This is a genomic window from Tsukamurella serpentis, assembly GCF_054780975.1.
The window spans coordinates 41,882-67,828 of the sequence record NZ_BAAGVH010000002.1 but is presented as its reverse complement, the minus strand read 5'-3'; the positions used below and the strand labels follow the sequence as shown (position 1 = coordinate 67,828).

Annotated in this window: 20 protein-coding genes; 18 read left to right on the top strand and 2 right to left on the bottom strand. The window is 68.8% G+C overall.

From position 1 onward, the window contains the following. Nucleotides 1-20: 20 nt before the first annotated feature. Nucleotides 21-1,283, top strand: a complete 1,263-nt coding sequence (locus ACYVHG_RS02725) for a serine/threonine-protein kinase (RefSeq protein WP_461165910.1) — start codon at nt 21-23, stop codon at nt 1,281-1,283. Nucleotides 1,284-1,364: 81 nt separating this feature from the next. After that, nucleotides 1,365-4,928 (top strand): DNA polymerase III subunit alpha, encoded by a 3,564-nt coding sequence (dnaE, locus tag ACYVHG_RS02720; RefSeq protein ID WP_461165909.1) that lies wholly within the window; start codon nt 1,365-1,367, stop codon nt 4,926-4,928. Between the two features lies 1 nt (nt 4,929). Here the strand turns inward: dnaE and ACYVHG_RS02715 are convergent, their stop codons facing one another. Further along, nucleotides 4,930-5,181, bottom strand: a complete 252-nt coding sequence (locus ACYVHG_RS02715; protein ID WP_461165908.1) for a hypothetical protein — start codon at nt 5,179-5,181, stop codon at nt 4,930-4,932. 71 nt (nt 5,182-5,252) lie between these two features. Here ACYVHG_RS02715 and aroC point away from each other — a divergent pair, with 71 nt between their 5' ends. From aroC to ACYVHG_RS02635, 16 genes are all read left to right on the top strand, one after another. Next, on the top strand, nt 5,253-6,467 hold the full coding sequence (aroC, locus tag ACYVHG_RS02710) for a chorismate synthase (protein ID WP_461166894.1): 1,215 nt from the start codon (nt 5,253-5,255) through the stop codon (nt 6,465-6,467). Beyond that, nucleotides 6,467-7,087: a shikimate kinase gene (locus ACYVHG_RS02705; protein ID WP_461165907.1), complete on the top strand. Its 621-nt coding sequence runs from the start codon at nt 6,467-6,469 to the stop codon at nt 7,085-7,087. The genes aroC and ACYVHG_RS02705 overlap by 1 nt, the downstream gene beginning before the upstream one ends. Next, complete coding sequence (aroB, locus tag ACYVHG_RS02700) at nt 7,088-8,200, top strand: 3-dehydroquinate synthase (protein WP_461165906.1); 1,113 nt, start codon at nt 7,088-7,090, stop codon at nt 8,198-8,200. It abuts the gene before it with no gap. A gap of 557 nt (nt 8,201-8,757) precedes the next feature. Then, nucleotides 8,758-10,245, top strand: a complete 1,488-nt coding sequence (locus tag ACYVHG_RS02695) for a sugar transferase (RefSeq protein ID WP_461165905.1) — start codon at nt 8,758-8,760, stop codon at nt 10,243-10,245. Between the two features lie 76 nt (nt 10,246-10,321). Next, complete coding sequence (gene gmd, locus ACYVHG_RS02690) at nt 10,322-11,350, top strand: GDP-mannose 4,6-dehydratase (RefSeq protein WP_461165904.1); 1,029 nt, start codon at nt 10,322-10,324, stop codon at nt 11,348-11,350. Then, complete coding sequence (locus ACYVHG_RS02685; RefSeq protein ID WP_461165903.1) at nt 11,347-12,315, top strand: GDP-L-fucose synthase family protein; 969 nt, start codon at nt 11,347-11,349, stop codon at nt 12,313-12,315. The genes gmd and ACYVHG_RS02685 overlap by 4 nt, the downstream gene beginning before the upstream one ends. Next, nucleotides 12,315-13,547: an alpha/beta hydrolase family protein gene (locus tag ACYVHG_RS02680; RefSeq protein ID WP_461165902.1), complete on the top strand. Its 1,233-nt coding sequence runs from the start codon at nt 12,315-12,317 to the stop codon at nt 13,545-13,547. Before ACYVHG_RS02685 ends, ACYVHG_RS02680 begins: the two co-directional genes overlap by 1 nt. Beyond that, nucleotides 13,544-14,083: an LbetaH domain-containing protein gene (locus tag ACYVHG_RS02675; protein WP_461165901.1), complete on the top strand. Its 540-nt coding sequence runs from the start codon at nt 13,544-13,546 to the stop codon at nt 14,081-14,083. Before ACYVHG_RS02680 ends, ACYVHG_RS02675 begins: the two co-directional genes overlap by 4 nt. Then, nucleotides 14,080-15,318 carry a glycosyltransferase gene (locus ACYVHG_RS02670; RefSeq protein WP_461165900.1) on the top strand — a complete coding sequence of 413 codons (1,239 nt, stop codon included), beginning with the start codon at nt 14,080-14,082 and terminating at the stop codon, nt 15,316-15,318. The genes ACYVHG_RS02675 and ACYVHG_RS02670 overlap by 4 nt, the downstream gene beginning before the upstream one ends. Continuing rightward, the gene (locus ACYVHG_RS02665; RefSeq protein ID WP_461165899.1) at nt 15,311-16,639 is read left to right on the top strand and encodes a hypothetical protein; all 1,329 of its coding nucleotides are present in this window, start codon (nt 15,311-15,313) and stop codon (nt 16,637-16,639) included. Before ACYVHG_RS02670 ends, ACYVHG_RS02665 begins: the two co-directional genes overlap by 8 nt. Then, nucleotides 16,636-17,790, top strand: coding sequence for a glycosyltransferase (locus ACYVHG_RS02660; RefSeq protein WP_461165898.1), 1,155 nt, complete (start codon nt 16,636-16,638; stop codon nt 17,788-17,790). Before ACYVHG_RS02665 ends, ACYVHG_RS02660 begins: the two co-directional genes overlap by 4 nt. Beyond that, nucleotides 17,787-18,557: a hypothetical protein gene (locus ACYVHG_RS02655; protein WP_461165897.1), complete on the top strand. Its 771-nt coding sequence runs from the start codon at nt 17,787-17,789 to the stop codon at nt 18,555-18,557. Before ACYVHG_RS02660 ends, ACYVHG_RS02655 begins: the two co-directional genes overlap by 4 nt. Continuing rightward, complete coding sequence (locus ACYVHG_RS02650; RefSeq protein WP_461165896.1) at nt 18,550-21,375, top strand: hypothetical protein; 2,826 nt, start codon at nt 18,550-18,552, stop codon at nt 21,373-21,375. Before ACYVHG_RS02655 ends, ACYVHG_RS02650 begins: the two co-directional genes overlap by 8 nt. Then, nucleotides 21,372-22,094 carry an SGNH/GDSL hydrolase family protein gene (locus ACYVHG_RS02645; RefSeq protein ID WP_461165895.1) on the top strand — a complete coding sequence of 241 codons (723 nt, stop codon included), beginning with the start codon at nt 21,372-21,374 and terminating at the stop codon, nt 22,092-22,094. Before ACYVHG_RS02650 ends, ACYVHG_RS02645 begins: the two co-directional genes overlap by 4 nt. A 41-nt stretch (nt 22,095-22,135) precedes the next feature. Then, nucleotides 22,136-23,437, top strand: a complete 1,302-nt coding sequence (locus ACYVHG_RS02640) for a YveK family protein (RefSeq protein ID WP_461165894.1) — start codon at nt 22,136-22,138, stop codon at nt 23,435-23,437. 2 nt (nt 23,438-23,439) lie between these two features. Next, entirely contained in the window at nt 23,440-24,516 is a 1,077-nt protein-coding gene (locus ACYVHG_RS02635; protein ID WP_461165893.1) for a YveK family protein, read from the top strand. A 13-nt stretch (nt 24,517-24,529) separates the two neighbouring features. On the opposite strand, the gene ACYVHG_RS02630 is transcribed toward ACYVHG_RS02635, so the two are convergent. After that, nucleotides 24,530-25,828: a glycoside hydrolase family 71 protein gene (locus ACYVHG_RS02630; protein ID WP_461165892.1), complete on the bottom strand. Its 1,299-nt coding sequence runs from the start codon at nt 25,826-25,828 to the stop codon at nt 24,530-24,532. Nucleotides 25,829-25,947 lie beyond the last annotated feature (119 nt).

Below are 25,947 nucleotides of genomic sequence, written 5' to 3'. Positions count from 1 at the left end.
ATGGGGCAGAAGCGACGGCAATGAGTGACGAACTCGCACCCGGGACGATGGTCGGTGGCTACCGGATCGAGCGGCGCCTCGGTGCCGGCGGCATGGGTTCGGTCTACCTCGCCAAGCACCCGGAACTGCCTCGTTACGACGCTCTGAAGGTGCTGAGCACCGGTTACGCCGGAGACGACGGTTTCCGGCGCCGGTTCCTGCGGGAGGCCGAGTTGGCGGCGCGGCTCGATCACCCCAATGTGGTGACCATCTACAACCGCGGCGCCGAGGGGGACCGGCTGTGGATCGCCATGCACTACGTGGCCGGTGACGATTGCTCGGTACTGCTCAAACGCAATCCCAACGGTCTCGACCCGGCGTTCGCGGTTCACGTCATCGGGCAGATCGCCCGGGGCCTGGACCGGGCGCACAAGGCCGGGCTGCTGCACCGCGACATCAAGCCGGCCAACATCCTGGTCTCCGCGACGGACGACGGCGACGACGACGGTGACCGCCGGGTCGTGCTCACCGACTTCGGCGTCGCCAAGGGCGGTGACGACGTCTCGGCTCTCACCGCCGTCGGCACCGTGCTCGCCACGCTCGCCTACGCCTCGCCTGAGCAGCTGTGCGGGGAGGACCTCGACCCGCGCTCGGACCAGTACTCGCTGGCCGCGACGTTCTTCCACCTGATCACCGGGAAGGTCCCGTACACCGGGTCCAGTACCGATGCGGTGATAGATGCGCACTTCAACGCCCCACCGCCGCGGATCTCGCAGATCCGGACGGGAGTGCCCGCTGCGGTCGACGTGGTGGTCGCCCGCGGGCTGGCGAAGACCCCGAACCAGCGGTACGCCACCTGCAAGGAGTTCGCGAGCGCCCTGCGAGCTGCGATGACGGCGCCCGTGGGCGCGGCGGTACCGGCTCCGGCGCATCGTCCCCAGCACGCGCAGATGCCCCCTCCGGCGCCCCCGGGACCGCCGCCGATGCGACACCGGCCGTCCGGTCCGATTCCCGGACCCGGCCCGGGTCCGGCGCGGGGATCGGCGCCGGGGCAGCGCACCGTCGCCCCGGGGATCCGCGGTCAGGCGAACCGGCCGGTTCCGCCGGCACCGCTCGCCGGGCCGCACCCGCCGCAGCCTCTGTTCGGCGCTGTCCCCTCCGGAGCCGTCACCCGGCCCCCGTCGGCGCCGGGCCGCCCCTCCGCGGACGCCGACGGTGGTGGCCTTTCCCCGGTCGTTCTGGTGCTGGTGGGAGTCGCGGTACTGGCGGTGCTGGTGTTGGTGATCGCGTTCGTACTCGGGTGACGACGGGGCCGAAGATGTCGGACCGTCGGCCTACACTGCCTAATGACAGCGATGAGATTCTCTCCCGGAGGTGAGTAGCCCGTGACGTCCGCCGCCGGCTCCTTCGTGCATCTGCACAATCACACCGAGTACTCGATGCTCGACGGTGCGGCGAAGGTCGATCCCCTGTTCGCCGAGGCCAAGCGTCTGGGGATGACGGCTGTGGGCATGTCCGACCACGGCAACATGTTCGGTGCCTCGGACTTCTACAACACCGCGGTGAAGTACGAGATCAAGCCGATCATCGGGATCGAGGCCTACATCGCGCCCGAGTCGAGGTTCAACACCAAGCGAGTCCGCTGGGGCGATCCCTCGCAGAAGAGCGACGACGTCTCCGGTTCGGGTGCGTACACCCACATGACGATGGTCGCCGAGAACGCGACCGGTCTGCGCAACCTGTTCACACTCAGCTCGCTGGCCTCGATCGAGGGGCAGTTGGGCAAGTGGTCCCGGATGGATGCGGAGATCATCGCCGAGCACGCAGAGGGCATCATCGCCACCACCGGCTGCCCGTCGGGCGAGGTGCAGACCCGGCTGCGGCTCGGGCACGAGCGCGAGGCGCTGGAGGCGGCCGCGAAATGGCAGGAGATCTTCGGTAGGGAGAACTTCTATCTGGAGCTGATGGACCACGGCATCGATATCGAGCGGCGGGTCCGCGACGGACTGCTGGACATCGGCCGCAAGCTGGGGATCAAGCCGCTGGCCACCAACGATTGCCACTACGTCACCAAGGACAAGGCCGATTCACACGGTGCGCTGCTGTGCATTCAGACCGGCAAGACGATGTCGGATCCGACCCGGTTCAAGTTCGACGGCGACGGCTACTACCTCAAGTCCGCGGACGAGATGCGTGCGCTGTGGGACTCACAGGTCCCGGGCGCGTGCGATTCCACCGTCGAGATCGGTGAGCGGGTCCAGTCCTATGCGCAGGTGTGGGAGCACAAGGACCGGATGCCACGGTTCCCCGTGCCGGAGAACCACACGCAGGAGTCGTTCCTCGAGTCCGAGGTGATGGCCGGCCTCCAGCGCCGTTTCCCGGACGGTCCGCCGGCCGACTACGTCGAGCGCGCCGTGTACGAGCTGTCCGTGATCAACGAGATGGGTTTCCCGGCCTACTTCCTCGTGGTCGGCGATCTCATCGCACACGCGCACGAGGTCGGCATCCGGGTCGGCCCGGGCCGCGGCAGTGCGGCCGGGTCGCTGGTGGCCTGGGCGCTGGGTATCACCAACATCGACCCGATCCCGCACGGACTGCTGTTCGAGCGGTTCCTCAACCCCGAGCGGGTGTCGATGCCCGATATCGATATCGACTTCGACGACCGCCGCCGCGGCGAGATGATCACCTATGCCTCGGAGAAGTGGGGCTCGGACAAAGTGGCGCAGGTCATCACGTTCGGCACCATCAAGACCAAAGCGGCGATCAAGGACTCGGCCCGTGTGCTCTACGGCCAGCCGGGTTACTCGATCGCGGACCGGATCACCAAGGCGCTGCCGCCGCCCATCATGGCCAAGGACATCTCGGTCAAGGGCATCACCGATCCGGCACACGAGCGGTTCAAGGAGGCCGTCGAGGTCCGGCAACTGATCGAGACCGATCCGGACGTCAAGAAGATCTACGACATGGCGTTGGGCCTGGAGGGCCTGATCCGCAATGCCGGTGTGCACGCCTGCGCGGTGATCATGTCCTGCGATCCGCTCACCGACGCGATTCCGGTGTGGAAGCGCGCACAGGACGGCGCGATCATCACCGGCTGGGACTACCCCTCCTGCGAGGCCATCGGCCTGCTGAAGATGGACTTCCTGGGCCTGCGCAACCTCACCGTCATCGGTGACGCGTTGGAGAACATCAAGCACAACCGCGGCATCGACCTCGACATGGACGAGCTCCCGCTCGATGACGAGACCACCTACCAACTGCTCCAGAAGGGCAATACGCTCGGCGTCTTCCAGCTCGACGGCGGCCCGATGCGAGACCTGCTGCGGCGCATGCAGCCCACCACCTTCGAGGACATCGTCGCCGTGGGTGCGCTGTACCGGCCGGGCCCGATGGGAATGAACGCGCACAACGACTACGCCGATCGGAAGAACGGCCGGCAGCAGGTCAAGCCGATCCATCCCGAGCTCGAGGAGCCGCTGCAGGAGATCCTCGCGGACACCTTCGGTCTGATCGTGTTCCAGGAGCAGATCATGCAGATCGCGCAGAAGGTCGCCGGGTACAGCCTGGGCCAGGCCGACATCCTGCGCCGCGCGATGGGCAAGAAGAAGAAAGAGGTCCTCGACGAGGCCTACGGCGGATTCCAGCAGGGAATGCTCGACAACGGTTTCTCCCAGCCGGCGATCACGGCCCTGTGGGAGACGGTCCTCCCGTTCGCCGGTTACGCGTTCAACAAGTCGCACGCCGCCGCGTACGGCCTGGTCTCGTACTGGACGGCGTACCTCAAGGCCAACTACCCGGCCGAGTACATGGCCGCGCTGCTCACCTCCGTCGGTGACGACAAGGACAAGGCCGCGATCTACCTCGGAGACTGCCGCCGGCTGGGCATCACGGTGCTCCCACCGGACGTCAACGAGTCCTTCCACGCCTTCACCTCGGTGGGTGAGGACATCCGCTTCGGTATGGGCTCGGTGCGCAACGTCGGTGAGGCGGTCGTGGCGTCGATCGTCCGTACCCGCGAGGAGAAGGGCGACTTCACATCCTTCTCCGATTACCTGGCCAAGATCGAGGTGGCGGCCTGCTCGAAGAAGGTCACCGAGTCGCTGATCAAGGCCGGTGGTTTCGATTCCCTCGATCACCCCCGCAAGGGTCTGCTCCTGGTGCACGCCGACGCCATCGAGTCGGTGCTGTCGACCAAGAAGGCCGAGGCCGTCGGCCAGTTCGATCTGTTCGGGTCCATGGGGGAGGAGGACGGCTCCGCCGAACCCATCGACGACGTCTTCACCATCAAGGTCCCCGATGACGAATGGGAGGGTAAGCACAAGCTCGCTCTCGAGCGCGAGATGCTGGGCCTGTACGTCTCGGCGCACCCGCTCGACGGCGTCGAGCACGTGATCGGTGCGCAGACCGACACCGCCATCCCGGCGATCGTGGAGGGCGACGTCAAGGACGGGACCCAGGTCACCGTCGGCGGGATCCTGCAATCGGTGAACCGCCGGGTCAACAAGAACGGTCTCCCGTACGCGTCCGCGCAGATCGAGGATCTCTCCGGTGGTATCGAGGTCTTCTTCTTCCCGCAGGCCTACGCGGCGTACGGCGCCGAGGTGGTCGAGGACGCGGTCGTGTTGATCAAGGCACGGGTGAACTTCCGTGACGACAAGGTCACCCTGATCGCCAACGACATCGCTCCGATCGATCTCTCGCAGATCGGTGTGGCGAAGCCGCTCGCACTGACCATGCAGACCCGGGTGTGCACCCAGGACAAGGTGAGTGCGCTCAAGCAGGTGCTCCAGCGACATCCCGGTGTCTCGGACGTGCACGTCAAGTTGGTCAGCGGCGACGGCGAAGGGCAGAGCACCACGCTCAAGCTCGCCGACACGCTGCGGGTGAACCCCAGTTCGTCGTTGATGGGTGATCTGAAGGCGCTGCTCGGCCCGAACTGCCTGATCTGACTCAGGCGCGGTTGTGGATGGCTCGGGCGATCCACCACACTGCGACGCCGGCTCCGGCGGCGCTCAGCACGGCCGGCGCGTAGGAGACCGCGCCGGTCGCCAGGGTGAGCGCCACCCCGACCAGGAGCACCGTCAGCGCTGCAATGAGGGCTTCGGCCTTGTACCGCGGCCATGCCACACCGAACACGTCGACGGTGCACCGCTGCGCTGCAACACGCGGCACTGAAGTCGAAGATGAGGTAGCGCTGGTCATGCGGTTCACACTACTCGGTCATTCAGATTTCGGCTACCCGAACTAATGGTGGCGCGGGTCGATCTGGGATGATGAAGCACGTGTTGCGCTGGATCACCGCAGGAGAATCGCACGGCCCGGCTCTCGTCGCCATCGTCGAGGGCATGGTCGCGGGCGTCGAGGTCACGTCGAAGGACATCGCCGCCCAGTTGTCGCGTCGCCGACTCGGCTACGGCCGGGGTGCGCGGATGAAGTTCGAGGCCGACGAGGTCACGATCATCGGTGGCGTCCGGCACGGAGTCACCATGGCCGGTCCGGTCGCGATCGAGATCGGCAACACCGAGTGGCCCAAGTGGGAGCAGGTCATGTCGGCCGATCCGGTGGATCCGGCGGTGCTCGACGGGGCCGCGCGCAACGCCCCGCTGACCCGTCCGCGTCCCGGTCATGCGGACTACGCCGGGATGCTCAAGTACGGCTTCGACGATGCCCGGCCGGTGCTCGAACGCGCCAGCGCCCGGGAGACCGCGGCCCGGGTGGCCGCCGGCACCGTTGCCCGCAACTTCCTGCGCCAGGCCTTCGGTGCCGAGGTGGTCAGCCATGTCATCTCCATCGGCGCTTCCGAGCCGTACGTCGGTGCGGCCCCCGGCGCCGGCGATCTGGAGCGGATCGACGCCTCGCCGGTACGCGCGTTCGACGCCGCGGCCGAACAGTCCATGATCGCCGAGATCGAGGCGGCCAAGAAGGACGGCGACACCCTCGGTGGCGTGGTCGAGGTCGTGGTCACCGGACTTCCGGTGGGTATCGGCTCGGTGACCTCGGGGGAGAGCCGGCTGGACGCGCGGCTCGCCGGCGCGCTCATGGGAATTCAGGCGATCAAGGGTGTCGAGGTCGGAGACGGATTCGAGACCGCCCGCCGGCGTGGCAGTGCGGCCCACGACGAGATGCTTCCGGACCACGGCGGGGTGCTCCGCTCGACCAACCGCGCCGGCGGCGTGGAGGGCGGCATGACCAACGGTGAGCAGCTGCGCGTACGTGCGGCGATGAAGCCGATCTCGACCGTCCCGCGGGCACTGCGCACCGTCGACATGCAGACCGGTACCGAGGCGGTGGCGATCCACCAGCGCAGTGACGTCTGTGCGGTGCCCGCCGCGGGTGTGGTCGCTGAGGCGATGGTGGCACTGGTTGTCGCGCAGGCCGCGCTCGAGAAGTTCGGCGGCGACAGTCTGGCCGAGACCCGCAGCAATATCGAGCGGTACTCCGAGCAGGTGGCGGCGCGGTTGCAGCGGGTGACGCCCGAGGCGATCTGATGGCCGGCGCGTCCGGGCGTGAGGTACGGCCCGCCGCCATCCTGATCGGCCCGCCGGGAGCGGGCAAGACCACCATCGGCCGCCGGCTCGCCAAAGCACTGCGGGTGGAGTTCCTGGACGTCGACGAGGAGATCGTCCGCCGGGAGGGACGGAGCATCCCGCAGATCTTCGCCGGCGAGGGCGAGCCCGGTTTCCGCTCCATCGAGGAGCGGGTGGTCGCCGATGTGGTCGCGCATCACGGTGGTGTCGTCTCCCTCGGTGGCGGGGCGGTGCTGTCGGAGACCACTCGGGGCCTGCTCCGCCGGCACCAGGTCGTCTACCTCGAACTGACCGCGGACGAGGGGATCCGGCGCACCGTGGGGCCGGCCCGGTCCTCGCGCCCGTTGTTGCGCGGCGACGACCCGGCCGCTGCCTACCGCATCCTGATGGCTCAGCGCACCCCGATCTACCGCGAGCTCGCGACGATCCGGGTCTCGACCGTCGGACGTGCACCGTCGTCGGTGGTCCGGCAGGTTCAGCGCCGTCTCAAGGACACCGCTCCCGGCCGCGTGCGGCGCGGCCCATGGCCGAAACTGCCCGCCGTCCTGCGCACGTCCACCAAGAATCGATCGGAGCAATAGATGAGCGAGAACCCGGTGAAGGTCGGCGTCCATGCGGCCAGCCCGTACGACGTGGTGATCGGTCGCGGTCTGCTCGACGAGACCGTTGCGGCGGCCGGCGATGCCGCCAAGGCCGCGATCTTCTATCAGCCCACCCTGGCCGAAACCGCCGAGGTGTTGCGCCGGGCGTTGGCCGAGAAGGGGATCGATGCGCACCGGGTCGAGCTTCCGGACGCCGAATCCGGTAAGGACCTGCAGGTCGCCGGGTTCTGCTGGGAGGTGCTCGGCCGGATCGGGCTGAGCCGCCAGGACGTGATCTACAGCCTCGGGGGCGGCGCCGCCACCGATGTCACGGGCTTCGTGGCCGCCACCTGGATGCGTGGAGTCCCGGTGGTGCACATCCCCACCACGCTGCTCGCCATGGTCGACGCCGCGGTCGGCGGGAAGACCGGCATCAATACCGATGCGGGGAAGAACCTGGTCGGCTCGTTCCACGAGCCGCGGGCGGTCATCGTCGATCTGGTGACGTTGGAGACGGTGCCGCGCAACGAGATCGTGGCGGGTATGGCGGAGGTCGTCAAGACCGGTTTCATCGCCGATCCGGTGATCCTGGAACTCATCGAGCGCGATCCGCAGGCCGCGCTCGACCCCGCCGGTGACGTGCTGCCCGAGCTCGTCCGACGCTCGATCGAGGTCAAGGCGAAAGTGGTCTCCGCGGATCTCAAGGAATCCTCGCTGCGGGAGATCCTCAATTACGGTCACACGCTGGCGCACGCGGTGGAACGGCGCGAGCGTTACCGGTGGCGCCACGGCGCTGCGGTGGCGGTGGGCCTGATCTACGCCGCGGAGCTCGGCCGTCTCGCCGGACGTCTCGACGACGCCACGGCCGACCGGCATCGCAGCGTGCTCGAAGCGGTGGGCCTGCCCACCTCCTACGACGCCGACGCCTTCGGCCAGTTGCTCGAGTACATGGGCAAGGACAAGAAGAACCGAGCCGGCGTGCTCCGTTTCGTGGTGCTCGACGGTCTGGCCCGCCCGGGCCGGCTGGAGGGTCCGGACCCGTCGCTGCTGGTCGCCGCGTACTCCGCGGTCGCCAAGGAGGGTATCGAGCCCACCGGTTCCGTCTTGTTGTGATTGCGCTGCAGTGCCCGCCGCACCTGCGGCGGGCACCGGTGTGCCCCGGACGGGGCCCGTCCGCACCGTCGGTGCGGCGTTTTCGGCCGATTCCGGCGTGATCGCCCCGGTCTGAGCGGTGGAGGTTTCGTGCCGGTTAGGCGATTTCGGACGATAGTCGGTAATTCAGTTCTTCGCCAACTTCAACCGGTGCGCCGCAGCGTGCGGGTCCGTCGGGTCTCCCGGCGATTTGTGGCCGTGCAACGGGTTTTCGGGTTTTTCTCACTGTAAGAATAGTTGCTATTGCAGTATCGGGTGCGGCAAACAGGACTAATCATCGGCTGCGGGTTGGGTTTTAGATTGCGAACGCAATTCATAGAATGAATCCGTACTCCAGTACGTGAACAATGCATGTATCGTTTTTGCTTATTTCTGTATCCTCATGTGAGGCCTGACTTCCCCTATCGCAGTTAGGAATTCGCGAGATCTGGGCTGTATGGTTTCGGCAGCGAATGGGTTTACGTGGGCAACTCCGTCGCGAATTATCGAATCGGTCCTTCGGGAAATGGGGGAGCTGGGTGGTCATCCTTCGTCGCCTGGTCGGCAATGAACTCGGTACTTCGCGTGTCAATTCCGCGGAGTTCCGGCGCGCGTCGACCGCCCGAGCGAAGCACGCTCGCCGGGTTCGGCTGACCGATACCGTGGTCATCGTCCTGGCGGTTCTGGTGGCCCACGCACTGCGCTTCGGGGACGTCATCCGGGTCGACTTCCCGGACAGCGCCGTCCCGATGACGATCTTCTCGGTGGTGCTCGTCGTGCTGTGGAAGATCGCGCTGCACGTCGCGCAGGCTGATGACGAACGCGTCATCGGCGCAACGGAATCCGAGTACAACAGCGTCATCGCCGGCAGCCTCGGCCTGATCGGCCTGTTGGCGATCGTCGGCATGCTCACCAACTTCGTCTTCGCCCGCGGTTACTGGGCTCTGGCCTTCGGTCTGGGAACCGCCGGCCTGCTGCTGGCCCGGACCGTCTGGCGTCGACGGGACGCCGCCCAGCGCCGCTCCGGACGCATCAGGACCTCCCTGGTGGTTCTCGGCACCGGTTCCTCGGTCCGTCGCTTCCTCGCCTCGGTCCGGGCGCTGCCCGATCACGGTTACACCTTCGTCGGCGTGGTCATCACCGACGACGAGCACTGGCCGGCCGGTGGCGGGGACCTCCCGACGGCGTTCCCCGATCTGGAGTCGGCGCTCGCCGCGACCGCAGGTTCGGGCGAGTGTGCCGTCGCCCTGACCACGATCGATGCACTCGAACTCGCCACGATGCGTGAGCTGACCTGGAAGCTGGACGAGCTGCAGATCGATCTGATGGTGGCGCCGGGGATGCTGGCCGTGGTCGGTCCGCGACTGTCGTACAGGTACGAGTCCGGCATGCCGCTGCTGCACATCGAACGGCCCCGATACCTGCGTGCCACCGCGACCATGAAGCGCTCCTTCGACCTGCTCGTCGGGTCGGTTCTGCTCGTGCTGTTCCTGCCGGTCCTGATCGCGGTGGCGGTGGCCCTGAAGATCTCAGACGGTGGCCCGATCTTCTACCGCGCCGAACGGATGGGTATGGGAGACACCCCGTTCGCCATGTGGAAGTTCCGCACGATGGTGGTCGGAGCAGATCGCATGCAGGACGAACTCGCCGACCGGAACGAGGGCAACGGCGTGTTGTTCAAGATCCGCGACGACCCGCGGGTCACCCGCGTGGGCAAGGTGCTGCGCCGTTACAGCATCGACGAGCTGCCGCAGCTGTTCAACGTACTCGGCGGAACCATGAGCCTGGTCGGTCCGCGGCCGCCGTTGTTGTCGGAGGTCGCCGCGTACGACTCGATCACCACGAAGCGGATGCTGGTGCGCCCGGGCATGACCGGTCTGTGGCAGGTATCCGGCCGCAGCAATCTGTCCTGGGACGAGACCGTCCACCTGGACCTGTCCTACGTGGAGAACTGGTCGCTCCCCTCCGACCTGCGCATCCTCTGGCGCACACTCCGGGCCGTCCGGGAACACGACGGTGCCTACTGAAACGCCGCTCCGCCTCCAGTACTCCGAACCATCTCCGACCGAGCATCGCGCTCCGACACAGCAAGGACGACACCTGATGACCAAGAAGGCACTGATCACCGGGATCACGGGCCAGGACGGCTCGTACCTTGCCGAGCTGCTGCTCGCCAAGGGGTACGAGGTACACGGAATCATCCGTCGCGCCTCCACGTTCAACACCGCGCGGATCGACCACCTCTACCAGGACTCCCACGACGAGGGCGCGAAGCTGTTCCTGCACTACGGCGATCTGAGCGACGGGGCGCGGCTGGTCACCCTGCTCTCGGACGTCGCGCCGGACGAGGTCTACAACCTCGCCGCCCAGTCGCACGTACGGGTGAGTTTCGACGAACCCGAGCACACCGGTGACACCACCGGTATCGGCACCACCCGGCTGCTCGAGGCGGTTCGGATGTCCGGAGTGGACTGCCGCTACTACCAGGCGTCGACGTCGGAGATGTTCGGCGCGACGCCCCCGCCGCAGAACGAGGACACCGTCTTCTACCCGCGCTCGCCGTACGGCGCGGCGAAGGTGTACTCGTACTGGATGACTCGCAACTACCGCGAGGCCTACGACATGTTCGCGGTGAACGGGATCCTGTTCAACCACGAGTCCCCGCGTCGCGGAGAGACGTTCGTGACCCGCAAGATCACCCGTTCGGTCGCGCGGATCAAGGCTGGTCTGGAGCAGCACCTGTACATGGGCAATCTCGACGCCATCCGGGATTGGGGCTACGCCCCCGAATACGTTGAGGGCATGTGGCGAATGCTGCAGGTCGACGAGCCGAACGACTTCGTGCTGGCGACGGGCGTGCAGTGCACCGTCAAGGAGTTCCTTGTCACGGCCTTCGACCACGCCGGCCTGGACTGGGAGGAGCACGTCCGGTTCGACGAGCGCTATCTGCGTCCCACCGAGGTCGATGCGCTCATCGGCAACGCCGCCCGCGCCGCCGAACTGCTCGATTGGAAGGCGCAGGTGCACGCACAGGAACTGGCGCGGATCATGGTCGACGCCGACATCGCGGCCCTCGAGTGCGCCGGCCGGCAGTGGGTCGACCGCCCCGTCTTCAGTGGGGCGACCGCATGAGCGCCGAATTCGTCGCCGGCCCGCTGCGCAAGGATGCGCTGGTCTACGTCGCAGGGCACCGCGGCCTGGTCGGTTCGTCGATCGTGCGGGCCCTGGTCGCCGCCGGACACACGAACATCACCGGATATCCCAGTTCCGAGTTGGACCTGCGCGACCGTGCCGCCACGATGGACTTCCTCGCCGATGCCAAGCCGGACATCGTGGTCCTCGCGGCGGCGAAGGTCGGTGGCATCGCGGCGAACAACGCAGAGCCCGTGGAGTTCCTCTCCGACAACCTGCGGATCCAGACGAACGTGATGGACGGTGCACTCGCGGCGGGGGTGCCGCGACTGCTGTTCCTCGGGTCGTCGTGCATCTACCCGAAGTTCGCCGAGCAACCGATCCGTGAGGATTCGCTGTTGACCGGCGCTCTCGAGGCGACCAACGACGCCTACGCCATCGCGAAGATCGCCGGCATCATCGGTGTGCAGGCGGTGCGCCGCGAGTACGGCCTGCCGTGGATCTCCGCGATGCCGACCAACCTCTACGGCCCGGGTGACAACTTCTCGCCCGAAGGCAGTCACCTGTTGCCCGCACTGATCCGGCGCTACCGCGCGGCGGTCGACGAGGGCGCGGACGTGGTGGTGAACTGGGGGACCGGTACTCCCCGCCGCGAACTGCTGCACGTCGACGACATGGCCTCGGCGTGCCTGCACCTGCTCGAACACTACGACGGGGCCTCACACGTCAACGTGGGTACCGGGGTGGACCACACGATCGCCGAGATCGCCTCCATGGTGGCCTACTCGTCCGGGTACGGCGGCGTCACGCAGTGGGATGATTCCAAGCCCGACGGTACGCCCCGCAAACTGCTCGACGTGAGCAGGCTCGCGGATCTGGGCTGGTCGAGCGCGATCAAGTTGCGTCGCGGTATCGACGAGACGGTCGCGTGGTACTCCGTGAACCGTGATCTGGTGCGGAGCTGATGGCCGGATTCCGCCGGAGCGTCCTCTCCGCGGCGGCCGGCGCCGTCGTCATTGCTCTCACCGTCACGGCGTGCTCGCCGTTCGCCGAAGGCACGCAGTCCGATTCCCGCAGGCCCCTGCCGCCGCTGCCTCGGTCGACACCCGCACACCCCACCGGCGACGCCGATCAGGTCGGCGAGATCGCCGGGCGGCAGAACTTCGGATCGCTCGACGCCGGTGTGGTGGCCGCGTCCTCGCTCGCGGTCCGGGCGACCTACCGATCCCGGAGCGGGACCACCGGCGAGCCCTCCGTGGTGAGCGGTTCGTTCTTCGTGCCGCGCGGCGCTGCGCCGAGCGGGGGCTGGCCGGCGGTCAGTTTCGCTCACGGCACCACCGGGATTCAGAGCGGTTGTGGCCCCTCGACGAGTGCGGATCTCCGCGGCTTCGCGAGCACCGTGACCCAACTGCTCGACTCCGGTTACGCGGTGGCCCTGACCGATTACACCGGACTCGGGCCCGACGATCAGGCCGGGACCCATCCGTACCTGGAACCGCGGACGGCGGCGCACGATGTGATCAACGCCGTGCGGGCACTGCGCCGGCTCGCGCCGTCGGTCTCGAACCGGTGGGTCGCCGTCGGAAACTCCCAAGGCGGGCAAGCCGCTTGGGCGGCCGCCGAGCACGACCCGAGTTACAGTGCCGGCCTGAAGCTGTTGGGCGCCGCGACGCTGGCGCCCGCCGCCGATATCAGCGGGATCGCGGTGCGCGCGCAGGAGGGCACACTCTCGGCGAACCAGGCGGGGGTCTCGGCGATGATCGTGGCGGGCCTGCAGCGGGCGTACGGCTTCGATCCGTCGCGGGTGCTGAGCGGAGCCGCGACGTCCACCGCGATCCTCGGATGCGACGGCGCCGCCCGATCCGGGCTCGGCAAGCTCCGTCCGCAGGACTTCAAGCCGGTCACCGATGGTGACACCACCGAGTATCGAGACCTCCTGCGCGCCAATTCACTGCCGCAGGCGCCACTGACGGCGCCGCTGCTGGTGGTCAACGGTGACGACGACGACGTGATCCTGCCGGCATGGACCGATACCGCCGTGGCGCGCGCCTGCGCGCTGGGTGGCACCGTCCAGCACGTGGTGCGTCGCGGGGTCGGGCACGCCGAGACCGTGCCCGACGCGGCCTTCGCGCAGTGGATCGCCGAGCGTTTCGCCGACCGTCCGGCCCCGAACGATTGTGGGAGGAGGGCCGAATGAACCGGTTCGATCTCGCGGGCTTCACCGGAGCCGGCTACGACAAGGGCCGTCCGCTGCCGGTTCAGGCGCTGTGGCTCGCGGTCTCAACGACGATCGTGCAGCGCTGGTGGTGCCCGGCATCGCTGCGGGTGCGGATCCTGCGCGCCTTCGGGGCCTCGATCGCCGACGGTGTCTTCATCCGGCAGGACGTCAAGGTGCACTGGCCCTGGAAGCTCACCATCGGTACGAACAGCTGGATCGGAGAGGGCGCCTGGATCCTCAACATCGAACCCGTGGTGATCGGCGCCGACACCTGCATCTCGCAGGAGGTGCTGCTGTGCACCGGCAGTCACGACCGTGACAGTCCCACGTTCGAATTCGACAACGGTCCGATCGAGATCGGCTCGTCGGTGTGGGTCGCCGCCCGGGCCACCGTGCTGCGCGGCGTCCGGATCGGCGATGGCGCCACGGTCGGTGCGACCGCACTGGTGGTCTCCGACGTGGCCCCCGGAGAGACCGTTGTGGCACCCGCAGCCATCGTGAAGGGAGTCCGATGAGGATCACCGTGGTCGGTGTGAACTACGCGCCCGAACCCACCGGCATCGCTCCCTACACCGCCGGCACCGCCCGTGGACTCGCGGCTCTCGGCCACCGGGTCACGGTGCACACCGGATTTCCGCACTACCCGCAGTGGGAGGTGGCGCCCGAGTACCGGGGACGCGGGCGGGTCGTCGAGGACGACGGCCCGGTCACCGTGGTGCGACACCCGCTCGCCGTCGAGCCCGGCACCGGCACCCGTGGCCGGATCCGGATGGAGGCGGGCTTCGCGGCGCGGGTCCTCGGCGCCCGCTGGGAACGGCCGGACGTGGTGCTCGTGGTGAGCCCTTCGCTGTTGTCCGCCGCCGCGACGGTGGCCCGGGCCCGCGCCGCCCGGATCCCGGTCGGTGTGCTGGTCCAGGATCTGTACGGCCTCGGGGTGGTCGAGACGGGGGCGATGGCGGGTCCCGTCGCCGGGCTGGTCGCGGGGCTCGAACGCCGGACGCTGCTGCGCGCGACGTCGGTGGCGGTGATCCACGACAAGTTCGCCGAGCAGGTGACCGGTATGGGGGTGCCCCCGGAGCGGGTTCGAGTGATCCGGAACTGGACCCACGTGGACGTCGCTGCCTTCGCCGGTATCGGCGAAGGCGACCGGTTGGCCCGCCGCCGGGAGCTGGGTTGGCCGGATGACGAGACGGTGGTTCTGCACGCCGGGAACATGGGCGCCAAGCAGGGTCTCGACAACGTGGTCGAGGCGGGCCGTCGCAGCGACGGCCGGCGCCTGCGCTTCGTCCTGCTCGGTGACGGCAACCAGCGCGAGAGCCTGGAGCGCGCGGCACTCGGAGTCGATGCGGTGCAATTCGTCCGTCCGTTGCCCGATCCGGAGTTCGTGGCCACCGTCGCCGCCGCCGACGTCCTCCTGGTCAACGAACTGCCCGAGGTCGGTGACATGGCGGTACCGAGCAAGCTGACCACCTACGCGGCCGCCGCGCGCCCGGTCCTCGCCGCCACTCGCTCGGACAGCGCATCGGCGCACGAGATCCGCACCGGTGGTTTCGGTGTGGTGATCCCGCCCGCCGATCCGTCCGCCCTGCGCGACGCGGCACTGGCGATCACCGCCGATGCCGACGGTGGCCGCCGGATGGGCGCCGCGGGTGTGCGGTACGCCACCGAGGTGCTCGACGAGAGCACCGCGATCTCGGCCTACGAGCACTGGTGCACCGACCTCGCCGCCATCGGTCGTGGCCGTGGTTGAGGGGGCCGCGCGGCGCGCCGGCCGGGGCGTGCCGTGGACGGCGGCGCGGGAGGGCGTTCGGGTGGGTCCGCTCGACGTCCTCAACGCCCACGACTACTGCGCCGCGATCATCGGCCCTGTGCAGGGCGGCTCGCCCGACGAGGTGCACAGCTGCCTGCAGGCGCTGGCCGACGAACTCGGGGCGCAGGCACGCATCGGCCTGCGTCCCCGGACCGATTCCCGGATCTGGGAGTACGACAGCCGGATCGACGACGCCTACGTGGTGACCGACCGGATCACCGTGGCCGGGCTGGAGGACCTGCTGGCGGATCTGATCAGCCGTCCGCACGCGCGGCCCGTCGAGGTGGGATCGGCGCAGGGGTACGTCTCGTTCGCCTACGACCACGGGATGGGCGACGGCAACCTGTACGCCGCGATCATCTCCACGGTCTCCGGGGCGGCGGACCACGACCGGACCCGAGAGCGCCCCGAGCTCGGCCTGGCCGACCCGATGCGGGCCCTGGTTCGGCAGGCCCTCGCCGAGGACCGTGAGGAGTTCACCGCTGCGATCCTGGCGAACCTGCAGCGCGTCGGCCGCCGGATCGTGCAGCGCCGGAACACTCCCGCAGGTGCCGCCCCGGCACCGGCGGCGCAGGAAGGCGCGCTCGCCGTGGTCACCGTGCGCTCCGGAGCCGACCTGCTCGGCCGTCTCGACGCCCGCCGCAAGTCGGGGGACGCCCCGCTCAGCCGGGCGGCGGTGATCTCCTTCCACCTGCACGGCGGCCTGGTCGCAGCGGGTTTCGACCTCGTCGACGAGGTGGAGATGCTGGTCGACCTGCGTCGCGCGACCGGTCCCGGCGCAAAGGGAACACTGGCGAACGTCTTCGCCGTCGTCGACGTACCGCTGCGTCCGGCGGACAGCCTGGGAACCTTCGAAAGCGCGCTCACCGCATCCGTGCGACCGGCCCGCGCCGTCGCCCGCCTGCTCACCTCACTCGTCGTGCGGTACCCGGTGCACCGGATCCGGCAGGCGCTGCCTCGGCGCACGGCGGCCGCGGCGCGCACCCGCACCGAGGGGCCGGCGCACCTGACCATCACCGACCTGTCCCAGGCCCCGGCACTGCGGAGGATCCACTGGATCGACGACGACCGACCCGCGGTGCACGCGGTGGCTGTCGGCCCCGGTACCCCGGCGCACATCGCGGTCGCGGTGACCGAGGGCCGGGGAGTACTCAACGTGACCGCCACCTTCGACGGTGGCCGGTTCCCGGCCGAGCGGGTGCGTGAGGGCATCGAACGCGCGCTGCGCGAGGTCACGGCGTGGATCGAGGCCCCCGCGTGACCGGGCCCGGACGGCGACTGCGGATCCTGTCCGTGGTGACACTGGTGTCACCGGACGGGGCCTTCGGCGGGCCCCTGTCGGTGGCGATCAACCAGGCCAGGGCGTTACGCGCCGCGGGCCACGAGGTCGTGCTCGCCGCAGGGGCCACCGGCTACGACACCGCACCGACCGAGATCTCGGGGGTACCGGCACGACTGTTCCCCGCGCATCGGGTGCTCCCGATCCCCGGCTACGCGGCGATGCGGGCCAGGGGACTGAACCGGTGGCTGCGGGGCGTGGTGTCCGGTTTCGACGTGGTGCACGTGCACCTCGCTCGTGACCTGGTCACGATGCCCGCGGCCATCGCGGTCCGCAGGGCGGGGGTGCCGTACGTGGTGCAGACCCACGGCATGATCATCGCGGGGTCGAACCCGGCGTTCGGCCCGATCGATCGGATCTGGACACGATCGGTGGTGGGCGACGCCCGCGCCGCCTACTGCCTGGACCAGCGGGAGGCGGACGACCTGCGTGCCGTTCTCGGTCCGACATCCGCGCGAGTGCGGCTGCTGCGCAACGGGATCCTGGCCGATGAGCGGGACACCGCCGTGCGTCCGCTGCCCCCTGAGGTGCTCTTCCTCGCGCGGCTGCATCCACGTAAGGGGGCCGGCGTCTTCGCCGCAGCCGCACTGGAGCTGCTGCGGCGGGGAGTCCAGGCCCGATTCCGGGTGGCCGGGCCCGAAGAGGGAGCCGAGTCCGAGGTGGACGCCCTCGTCTCGGTGGCCCGCTCCGAGGGATTCGGCGAGGACCGTCTGCGGCGCGAACCGCCGGTACCGCCCGAGCAGGTCCCGGCCCGGATGGCCGGAGCCGCGGTCTTCGTGGCTCCGGCGGTCCGCGAGCCCTTCGGCATGACGATCGTGGAGGCCCTGTCCGTGGGTACCCCCGTCGTGGTCTCCGATGACGGGGGCCTCGCGGACTTCGTGCGCCGGACCGATTGCGGCCGGGTGGTCGAAGTGGGCGTCGGCACGGTGGCGGACGCGATCGGCGACCTGCTCGCCGATCCCGATGCGGCGGCCGCGTGCGGCCGGCGCGGCCGCGCAGCGGTACAGGCGCAGTACGGAATGGACGGCATCGTCGCGGATCTCGTCGCGACGTATCAGGAGGAGGCCGGATGAGCAGGACTCGCATCATCGCCGCGATCGTGATCGCGGTGATCGCCGCGGTCGCCGCATGCTGGTGGGGATTCACCCGCGGCGACCGGACCCCGCCGCCGGGGCTGTCCGTCTCGCTCGACCTCGCCAAGACACCGGACGGCGCGGTACCGGGGGAGTTCGGACCGGGCCTGCCGACGATGGTCTCACCGGCCGCACCCACCGATCCGGGCAGCCGTATGCGAGTGGCGGGAGGACGGCTCGTGTTCGTGCCGACCGCAGCGGAATCGGCCGCCGCCTACCTGAGCACCCCGGACCTGCGGCGGCCGATCACCGAGATCGGTGCGCGCTTCACCTTCCTTCCCCCGGTGAAGGGTGGTGACCCGGCTCCGAAGGGCAACGCCGGAGCGGTGGCCCTGATCGTCTCATCGAAGGTCGAGAACCGGATTCCGCAACCGGTGACGCCACTTCCGGTGCACCTGGTGATCAATGCGATCAACTGGAACTTCGCGGTGCAGCCGACCGATCCGACCGCACCGTTGGTGGTCCTGGCCGCAGGAGCCTTCAAGACGCAGCTGCGCGAGGACGGCAAGCAGTCGTACGAGGCGCGCGTGAAGCTCGACGGCTCCACCGCCGAACTCACCCTGCCCGACGGCTCCCAGCGCATCATCACCGATGACCGGATCAGTACCTGGCGCGGCTCCTTCGGAACGTTCGAGTTGTACTCGAACCACGCGGCCGCCGACACCCGTGGCGCCTTCGACAAGGTCTGGGCGAGTGCCGGTGGATAAGAAGAACGCGCTCGCGGGCTCGGCGGACCAGGTGTTCGCGAGCCTGAGCAACGGGCTGATCCTGTACGCCCTCGCGGTGGTCACCGGCGTCGACGACTTCGGTTTCCTATCACTGCTGTTCACCTTCCTCGCCGCGGGAATCGGCCTGTTGCGCGGCGCGCTGGGAACACCCCTGTTGCTGGCCGCCGACCGGGGCGCCGACGGGGTGCATGCGGAGGGACGGTTCGCGGTGTCGGTGGCGGCCGGGGCCGGGCTCGTGGTGGGCGCGATCATCGTGGTGTGGACGGTGGCCGGGGGACACCCGCAGGCGATCGTGCTCGGCGTGGTCGCGCCGTTCGTGATGATGCAGGACTGCCTGCGGTACGTGGCGATCGGCTCGGGAGCGCCTCGGGTCGCGGCGACGTGGGACGGTCTGTGGTTCGCCGGATCCGCGGCGCTGCTCGTGACCGCCTGGTTCGTGCCGTCCTCGCTGGACCAGGGTGTGCTGATCTCCGGCTGGGCTGTGCTCGGCCTGGTCGCCGCCGCCGGCATGGCGGTTCGGCTTCGGATCCGTCCGCGGATCGCGGGGCTCGTGCAGTGGTGTCGGGAGGATCTGTGGCACCGGGTGCGGTTCGGGCTCGACGCCGGTCTCGAACAACTCGGTGTTCTCGCGGTCCTACTGATCAGCGGTGCGGTGATCGGGAACGCCTCGGCCGGGGCGCTACGTGGCGCCGTAGCCGTTCTCGCGCCGTTCGCGGTACTCACCGCCGCGATTCCGCTGGTGGTGATTCCGGCTGCGCGCCGATCGGGCGCCGCCGGCGAGCGCACCTGGTCGCTGCTGCTGAAGATCGCCGTCGTCTCCGCTGCGGGTGCACTGATCTTCGGCCTGGTGGCGGCGGCGCTACCGGCGTCGATCGGCCGGCTGCTGTTGGGCGAGACGTTCCTCCCTGCTCGTCCGGTGATCGCGGTGATGGCGGTGGAGTACGCGATCAGCGCACTACTGTTCGCGATATCGACGTGGCTCCGCGCCCTGAAACTGAGCCGGGATCTGCTCGTCATGAAGCTGGCGCACGTGGCGCTGGCCTTGGCGCTGTGCACCGGCGCCGCGTTCGTGCTGCACACCGCGCTCGCGGTCGCGGTGGCGATCGCGGTGTCCACCGCGATCATCGTCGCGGTCGCGCTGATCGCATTGCGGCCGTGGCGCCCGCGGTCGGTCGCGGACCGGCCGGCGACGTCCACCGCGCTCGCCACCTCCGAAGCGTCCCCAGCGGCCGGCCGGATACCGGGCCGGTCGGGTATCCGCCGCCGGCGCCGGGTGCTTCCGGAACCCGGGTGGAAGACGGTGATCGGGACCTGGACCCTGGTGCTCATGGCCGTCCTCATCCCGGGACTGTTGATCTCGACCACCGCATCGCCGTCGGAACCGGACTGGCTCGGCACGCTGGTGGTCACGACGGTGGTGTCCGTGCGGTTCGCCTTCCTCGTGGGCGCGGGAGAGCGGCGGCTGTTCGAGATGACCTTCTGGGTCTTCACCTATGTCTTCATGGGGTTGGCACCGATGGCGCAGCTGCGCCAGCACTCGTTCCCGGACACCGTGTTGCGCACCGATTGGACGGCCAACAACCGGGCCACGGCGGTGGTTCTCATCGGGATCGTCGCCTTCTTCGTCGGTGCCGCGTTGGCGCGCAGACGGCCCTCGACCGAACGTGCAGCCCTCCGGGCCGGCCACGCGGAGGGGGCGGGAGCCGCGTCACCGGCGGACGGGGGCGCGTCCGCGGGCGTCTACGGTGACCTGTCGTACTGGCGGGTGGTGGCGCTGTCGCTGGTGGCGATCGCGTACAACGTGGTCTACCTGTCCTCGGTGGGGTTCGCGCAGTTCGCCATGACGAGGTACGACGCCTACTACAACCACGTCGCGGTGTGGGGCTCCGGGGCCGGTGGTGTGCTGATCCGCTCGTCCGTCGGAATGACCATCCTGGTCGCGGTGCTGGCACTGATGCGACTGTGGCGCATCATGCGGGCGACCGGCGATCCGGCGGACCGGAAACGGCTCTGGCTGGTGGGCCTGCTTCTGGTGGTCGCGGGGCTGCTGCTCGCCGACACCTTGAACCCGATCTCGAACGCGCGGTACCTCGCCGGCACGGCGATCCTCGCAGTACTCGCCGCCTTGGGCCTGTTCGCGACATCGGCACGGTTCCGCGTGGTGGCGCTGGGCTTCGTCTGCGCCCTGGTGCTGCTGTTCCCGTTGGCCGACGCCTTCCGCTACTCCACCAGTGGAGAGTTCAAGTCGAAGGGCCCGCTCGACTCGCTGTTGTCGGCGGACTACGACTCGTTCGCACAGGTGAATAACGCGATCACCATCGTCGAGCGGGACGGGCTCAGCGTCGGACGGCAGTTCCTGGGGGTGCTGTTGTGGTTCTTCCCGCGTGCACTCTGGCCGGACAAGCCGGTCGACAGCGGCATCCTGATCGCCAACCAGCGCGGCTACCGGTTCACGAATCTGTCTGCGCCGCTGTGGTGTGAGGCCTACCTCAACGGTGGGATCATCGCCGTGATCGGCGTCTTCCTCGTAGTCGGGTACGCCCTGTACCGCTGGGACACCAAGCTCGACGCGCAGCTTCGGCAGCTGCCCATGCCGGGGATCATCGGCTGCGTGATGCCGTTCTACATGCTCATCCTGCTGCGCGGCTCACTGCTGCAGGCGATGTCCTATCTGACGGTGGTCTACCTGTGCTACTTGGCGGTCCGGAGATACCCGCCACGAAAACAGGTAATGGCGCCCGCGGAACGGTTGATACCCAGATCGCTGCAGCCGCTACCGGAGAGGGGGCGGCCATGAGCGCCCGCAAGTCCCGCGCCGCCGCGCTGTACGTCATGATCGTGGCGGTCTCGGTGATCGTGCTCGCCGTGTCGATCACCTTCGCCTGGCAGCGGACCACCGGGTCCGCGACGCCCGCCACATCGGATTCCGATCAGATCGGCCGACCGGTTTCGATGCTGATGATCGGGGACAGTTTCGTCGGTGGCGCGGGCGACCCGTCGTTCCCGCTGTACTGGACACTCGTCGCGCAGGACATGGGCTGGATCGGCCGGATCGACGCCGTCGGCGGCAGCGGGTACTCGCCGAATACGATGCGGCCGCCCTTCATCAGTCGCATCGACCAGATCAAGGCGTCCTTCCACCCCGACGTGATCATCGTCGACGGTGGCCGCAACGACCTCGGTCTGCCGGCGACGACGGTCGCGCCCAGGATCCACCAGTTCCTGCGGGCGCTCCGGGACGCCTTCCCGAAGGCGGCGGTGGTCACCGTCGTCCCGACGTACGTGACCGATCTGATCCCGCCCAACGAGCCGGGGATCCGGGACGCGATCGTCGCGGCGTCCAAGGACATCAGCGGGTACGTGATCGACCCGGTCGCGGAGGGCTGGTTCCGTGGGCGCGACCTGAAACCGCTGCTGTGGCGGGACAAGATCCACCCCGGTGCCGAGGGGAACCGGTACTACGCGGACCGGATGGTGACGGCGTTGAAGGCACTCGGGCTCAGGCTCGGGCAGTGAGGACGAACCAGTGAGGACGAATCAGTGAGGAGGGACCAGTGATGAGCTCGGTGCGATCTTCGATCATGCGGTGGCTGTTGCTCGGACTCGTCGTGGGCTGCGCCTGCGGTGGTGCGGTCGCGGCACTGTGGCCACCGTCTTTCAGCGCGACGGCGCGCGTGATGATCGCGACGCCGGAATGGAACGACTCGACCGGCATCGGCGACGAGCAGGCCGCAGCGAACGCCACCGCCTACGGCGACGAGTTCACCCAGCAGCGGATGTCCTCCTACCTCGAACTCGCGGAGTCGACGAAGGTTCTCGGCCCTGCGGCGAAGGACCTGGGTGCGGGCAGCGCCGCCGACCTGCGTTCGTCGGTGACGACCCGGCTGGTCACCGATTCGGTGATGCTCGACGTGGGTGCGGTCAGTGATGATCCGCAGCGGGCGGCCGATATCGCGAACGCGGTGGCGCGTCGTCTGGCGGACGCGATCCGCGAGGTCGAACGGCCGACCACCAACGCCAACTCCCCGGTCCAGCCGGTTCTGGTGACGGGAGCGGTGGCCCCTGCACGGGCCACCACGCCGCACCTGCTGGTGATGCTCGTCGGCGGAGCGGCTCTCGGCTCGGCGATCGCACTGACGGCCGTCGTCGCGGTGCGTAGGGGCAGGGTCCGGGTGGAACGGGTCGATGGTGGGCACACGGTCGGGGGTCTGCCGCTACTCGGTGACCTCGGTGACCGGCACGGTGTCGACGAGGCGCGTGCGCGGCTGCTGTTGGCGATCGGGAAGGACACCGGTGAGCGCTCCCGGCGCGGTGCCCATGCGACCGACGACACCCCGGTGATCGCGGTGATCGCTCCGGGGCCGGCCGGTTACGCGGTGGATTCCGCGGAGCGTCTGGCCGCTTCGGTCGCGGCGACCGGCCGGAAGGTGGGCGTGGTGCGTGCGGAATCGGTGGCCACCGGATCGGAGGACGGAGAACCGGCACTCGTCGGCGAGCCGATGGCGGGGACCGCCGGTGTGACACGGTTCGCACTCGGAATGCCACCCGAGGCGATCGCCGGGTACGTCGGGTCCTCGGGGCTCGCCGAGGCGTTGGGGGACCTGACGCGAGCGGCGGACGTCGTCCTCATCGCGGCCGGATCCGCCGAGGGCGCTGCGGTCCCGCTCGGTGTGGCGACCAGCGCCGGCTCGTGCGTGCTGGCGGTACCTCCGGAGGGTTCGGCGAGTGAGCTCGCGGACCTGCTCGCGGATCTCGACCTGCTCCGCCGTGAACCGGTCGGCGCCGTGATCGCCCCGGAACCACCGGATTCCGGTGTCAGTGAACTCATCCCCGAAACCTCTCTTGTGAACGGACAGTGATTGTGGAATACCTCAAGCTCGGTTGGAACGTGCTCAAGCGGCGCTGGTACGTGCCCGTTCTCGCGCTGGCGCTGGCCGCGACCGCAGTCGGCCTCACGGTGGGTTTCTTCCCACCCGAGAAGCAGGCTTCGGCGACGATGTTCCTGCGTGCACCCGATGTGAAGACCTCGGCCAGCGCCTACCAGGGTGATCTGTTCTCGCGCCAGCGGATCCAGACCTACCGCGACTTCGTGACCAGTCCCGATCTCGCCCGGATGGTGATCAAGCGGCTCGCGGTGGGCGAGACGCCCGGTCAGCTGATCGCCAAGACCACCGCGACCTCGAACAAGGACACCGTGCTGCTGACCATCTCGGTGACCGACCCGGACGCCCAGCACGCCGCGGACCTGGCGAACGGCTACGCGGCGGTGTTCGCCGACTACGTCGCGCAGATGGAGCACGTGCAGAACAACCCGGACGTGCCGCCGTTGGCCACCCTCGTCTCACCCGCGGACGCGCGTGACGCGACCACCACCGGGATGAAGTTGTGGGTCCTGTTGAGCGCGGCCGGCGCTGGTGCGGTGGTGCTCTCGTTGCTGGCGATCTGGCTCCTGGAGTACTGCGATCGCCGGGTCCGTTCGCGTCGCCAGGTGGAGAACGCCGTCGGGGCGCCGGTGCTGGGCGTGATTCCGCCCGCTGCAGCGCTCTCCGGTGACGACGTGGACGACGAGGTGACCGACGCCGTCGGACGGATCGCGGTCAACCTCGGGGAGCGGGTCCGTGAGCAGGGCACCCTGCTCGTGGTCGGTGTGCCCGCGGACGCGGATGCCGAGGGGGTCGCAACACTGCTGGATACGCAACTGCGGCAAAGGAATGCGACGGTGTCGGTGGTCACCGGACCGGACGATCTGGGGTCCGCCGAGTTCGCTTCGGCTGTGGCGGAAGCCGACGGTGTGCTGGTCGTGGCCGTCGCCGGCCGGACCAATGCCACGCTCCTGGCGCAAGCGGCGCGCGAGGCGGAACTGGCCGGTACGCCGATCGTCGGCGCTGTGGTCAACCGTAGCCGGCAGACCGCCACCCCGGCGGGCGTCTACGTCTAGTCCGATGTCGTACTCAGCGCCCGCTCGACGCGACGACGTACTGCTCGTCCTGGACGTAGGGCGTCGAGGTGACCTGATTGCTGGAGAAGGTCACCGCGACCCACGTATTGTCCCGGAAGATCCCGGCGGCGATGTCACCGGTACCGAGCGGGAAGTTGCAGGTGGTCACACCGCGGCCGGGTATGGAGCACGGTGTGATCGCGCCGGAGACCGCCACCGCACCGTATCCCGCCGCGGTCGAGAAGGCCACGACCTCGATGGTGTCCTGGGGGGCGTTACTGCCCGGCCCCGGGTACATCAGCCGTTGCGTGGGATAGACCGGCCGGGCCGCGAACGACTGGGTCCGGTGCACCACGTAGACCATGTCGCGCACGATCGTCGGCGGACCCCACTTGAACGTGGTGAGGAAGTAGGCGTTGAGATCGAGCAGGGCCCACCGGTGTTTGAGCGACGGTGCGAACGACGTGGTCTCGGCGTAGTCGTTCCAGGTGATCATCTGCGTCCACTCCGCGGATTGATCGGTGGCGATCTTCCAGGTGTTGCGCAGTGCGGCCGAGCCGACCGCCTCGTCGAAGCGGCCCTGACTGGGCCGGTTGTCCTGGAAGAAGATCGGAGCCATCCAGATCCGGCCCGCTGCGTGTGCACGGCGGGTCAGATCGACCAGGGTGCCGCGTGCGCTCGATCCGGGGTCCGCGGCACCGGGGCTGCGGGCGCCGCCCCAGGCGCTGAGCCCGTAGCTGATCGGGGCGAACGTCTCCAGGTGGGTGTTGGCGTCCAGCAGGATCGGCACGAACGCCACCTGTTTGCCGATCTTGCCGGCGAGCTGCGTGAGAACGGTCGTCCACCAGGCGACGTTCTGGCGTTCGGCGAGGAAGGCGCTCAGCACCGGGCGGCCGTCGGGGAGTCTGGTCACGGCGGGCGAGACCAGGTAGCGGGCGAACTCGTCGACGAAGGCCGCCGGGCTGAGACCGCCGAGCGGGCCGGCCATGTCGGCGATCGGCATGATGCTGAACCCGTTGCCGGTCGCCGCTGCCGCCGCCTGGAGTTTCAGGGGCACGTCCGATTGGGTGGACGGCAGGATGATGTCGACGCTGAAGCCGTCGATGCCGGCCGAACGTGCCTGAGCGATATCGGTGTTCAGATCGGCGGTCTTCCAGTCACCGGCAAGTGGAGCACGGGGAGCCGGGCGGTCGCGGAGGTAGCCGCCGTAGGCCGCGTGCTTCCCGTTCTCGCCGCCCGGGGTCATCAATTGGGTGGCGTAGTAGTCCGATGCGCCGTCGACATTGTCGTACGAGATCGGGAAGTTCGGCATGTAATGAGCGAACACGCGGCGATCCGACGCGGAGGTGGGCATGTCGAAAGGCAGATTCGTGGACGCGACGGTGGAGATCGAATGTCGGCTCGTCGTCTGGCTGAAATGAAATGCGGCCG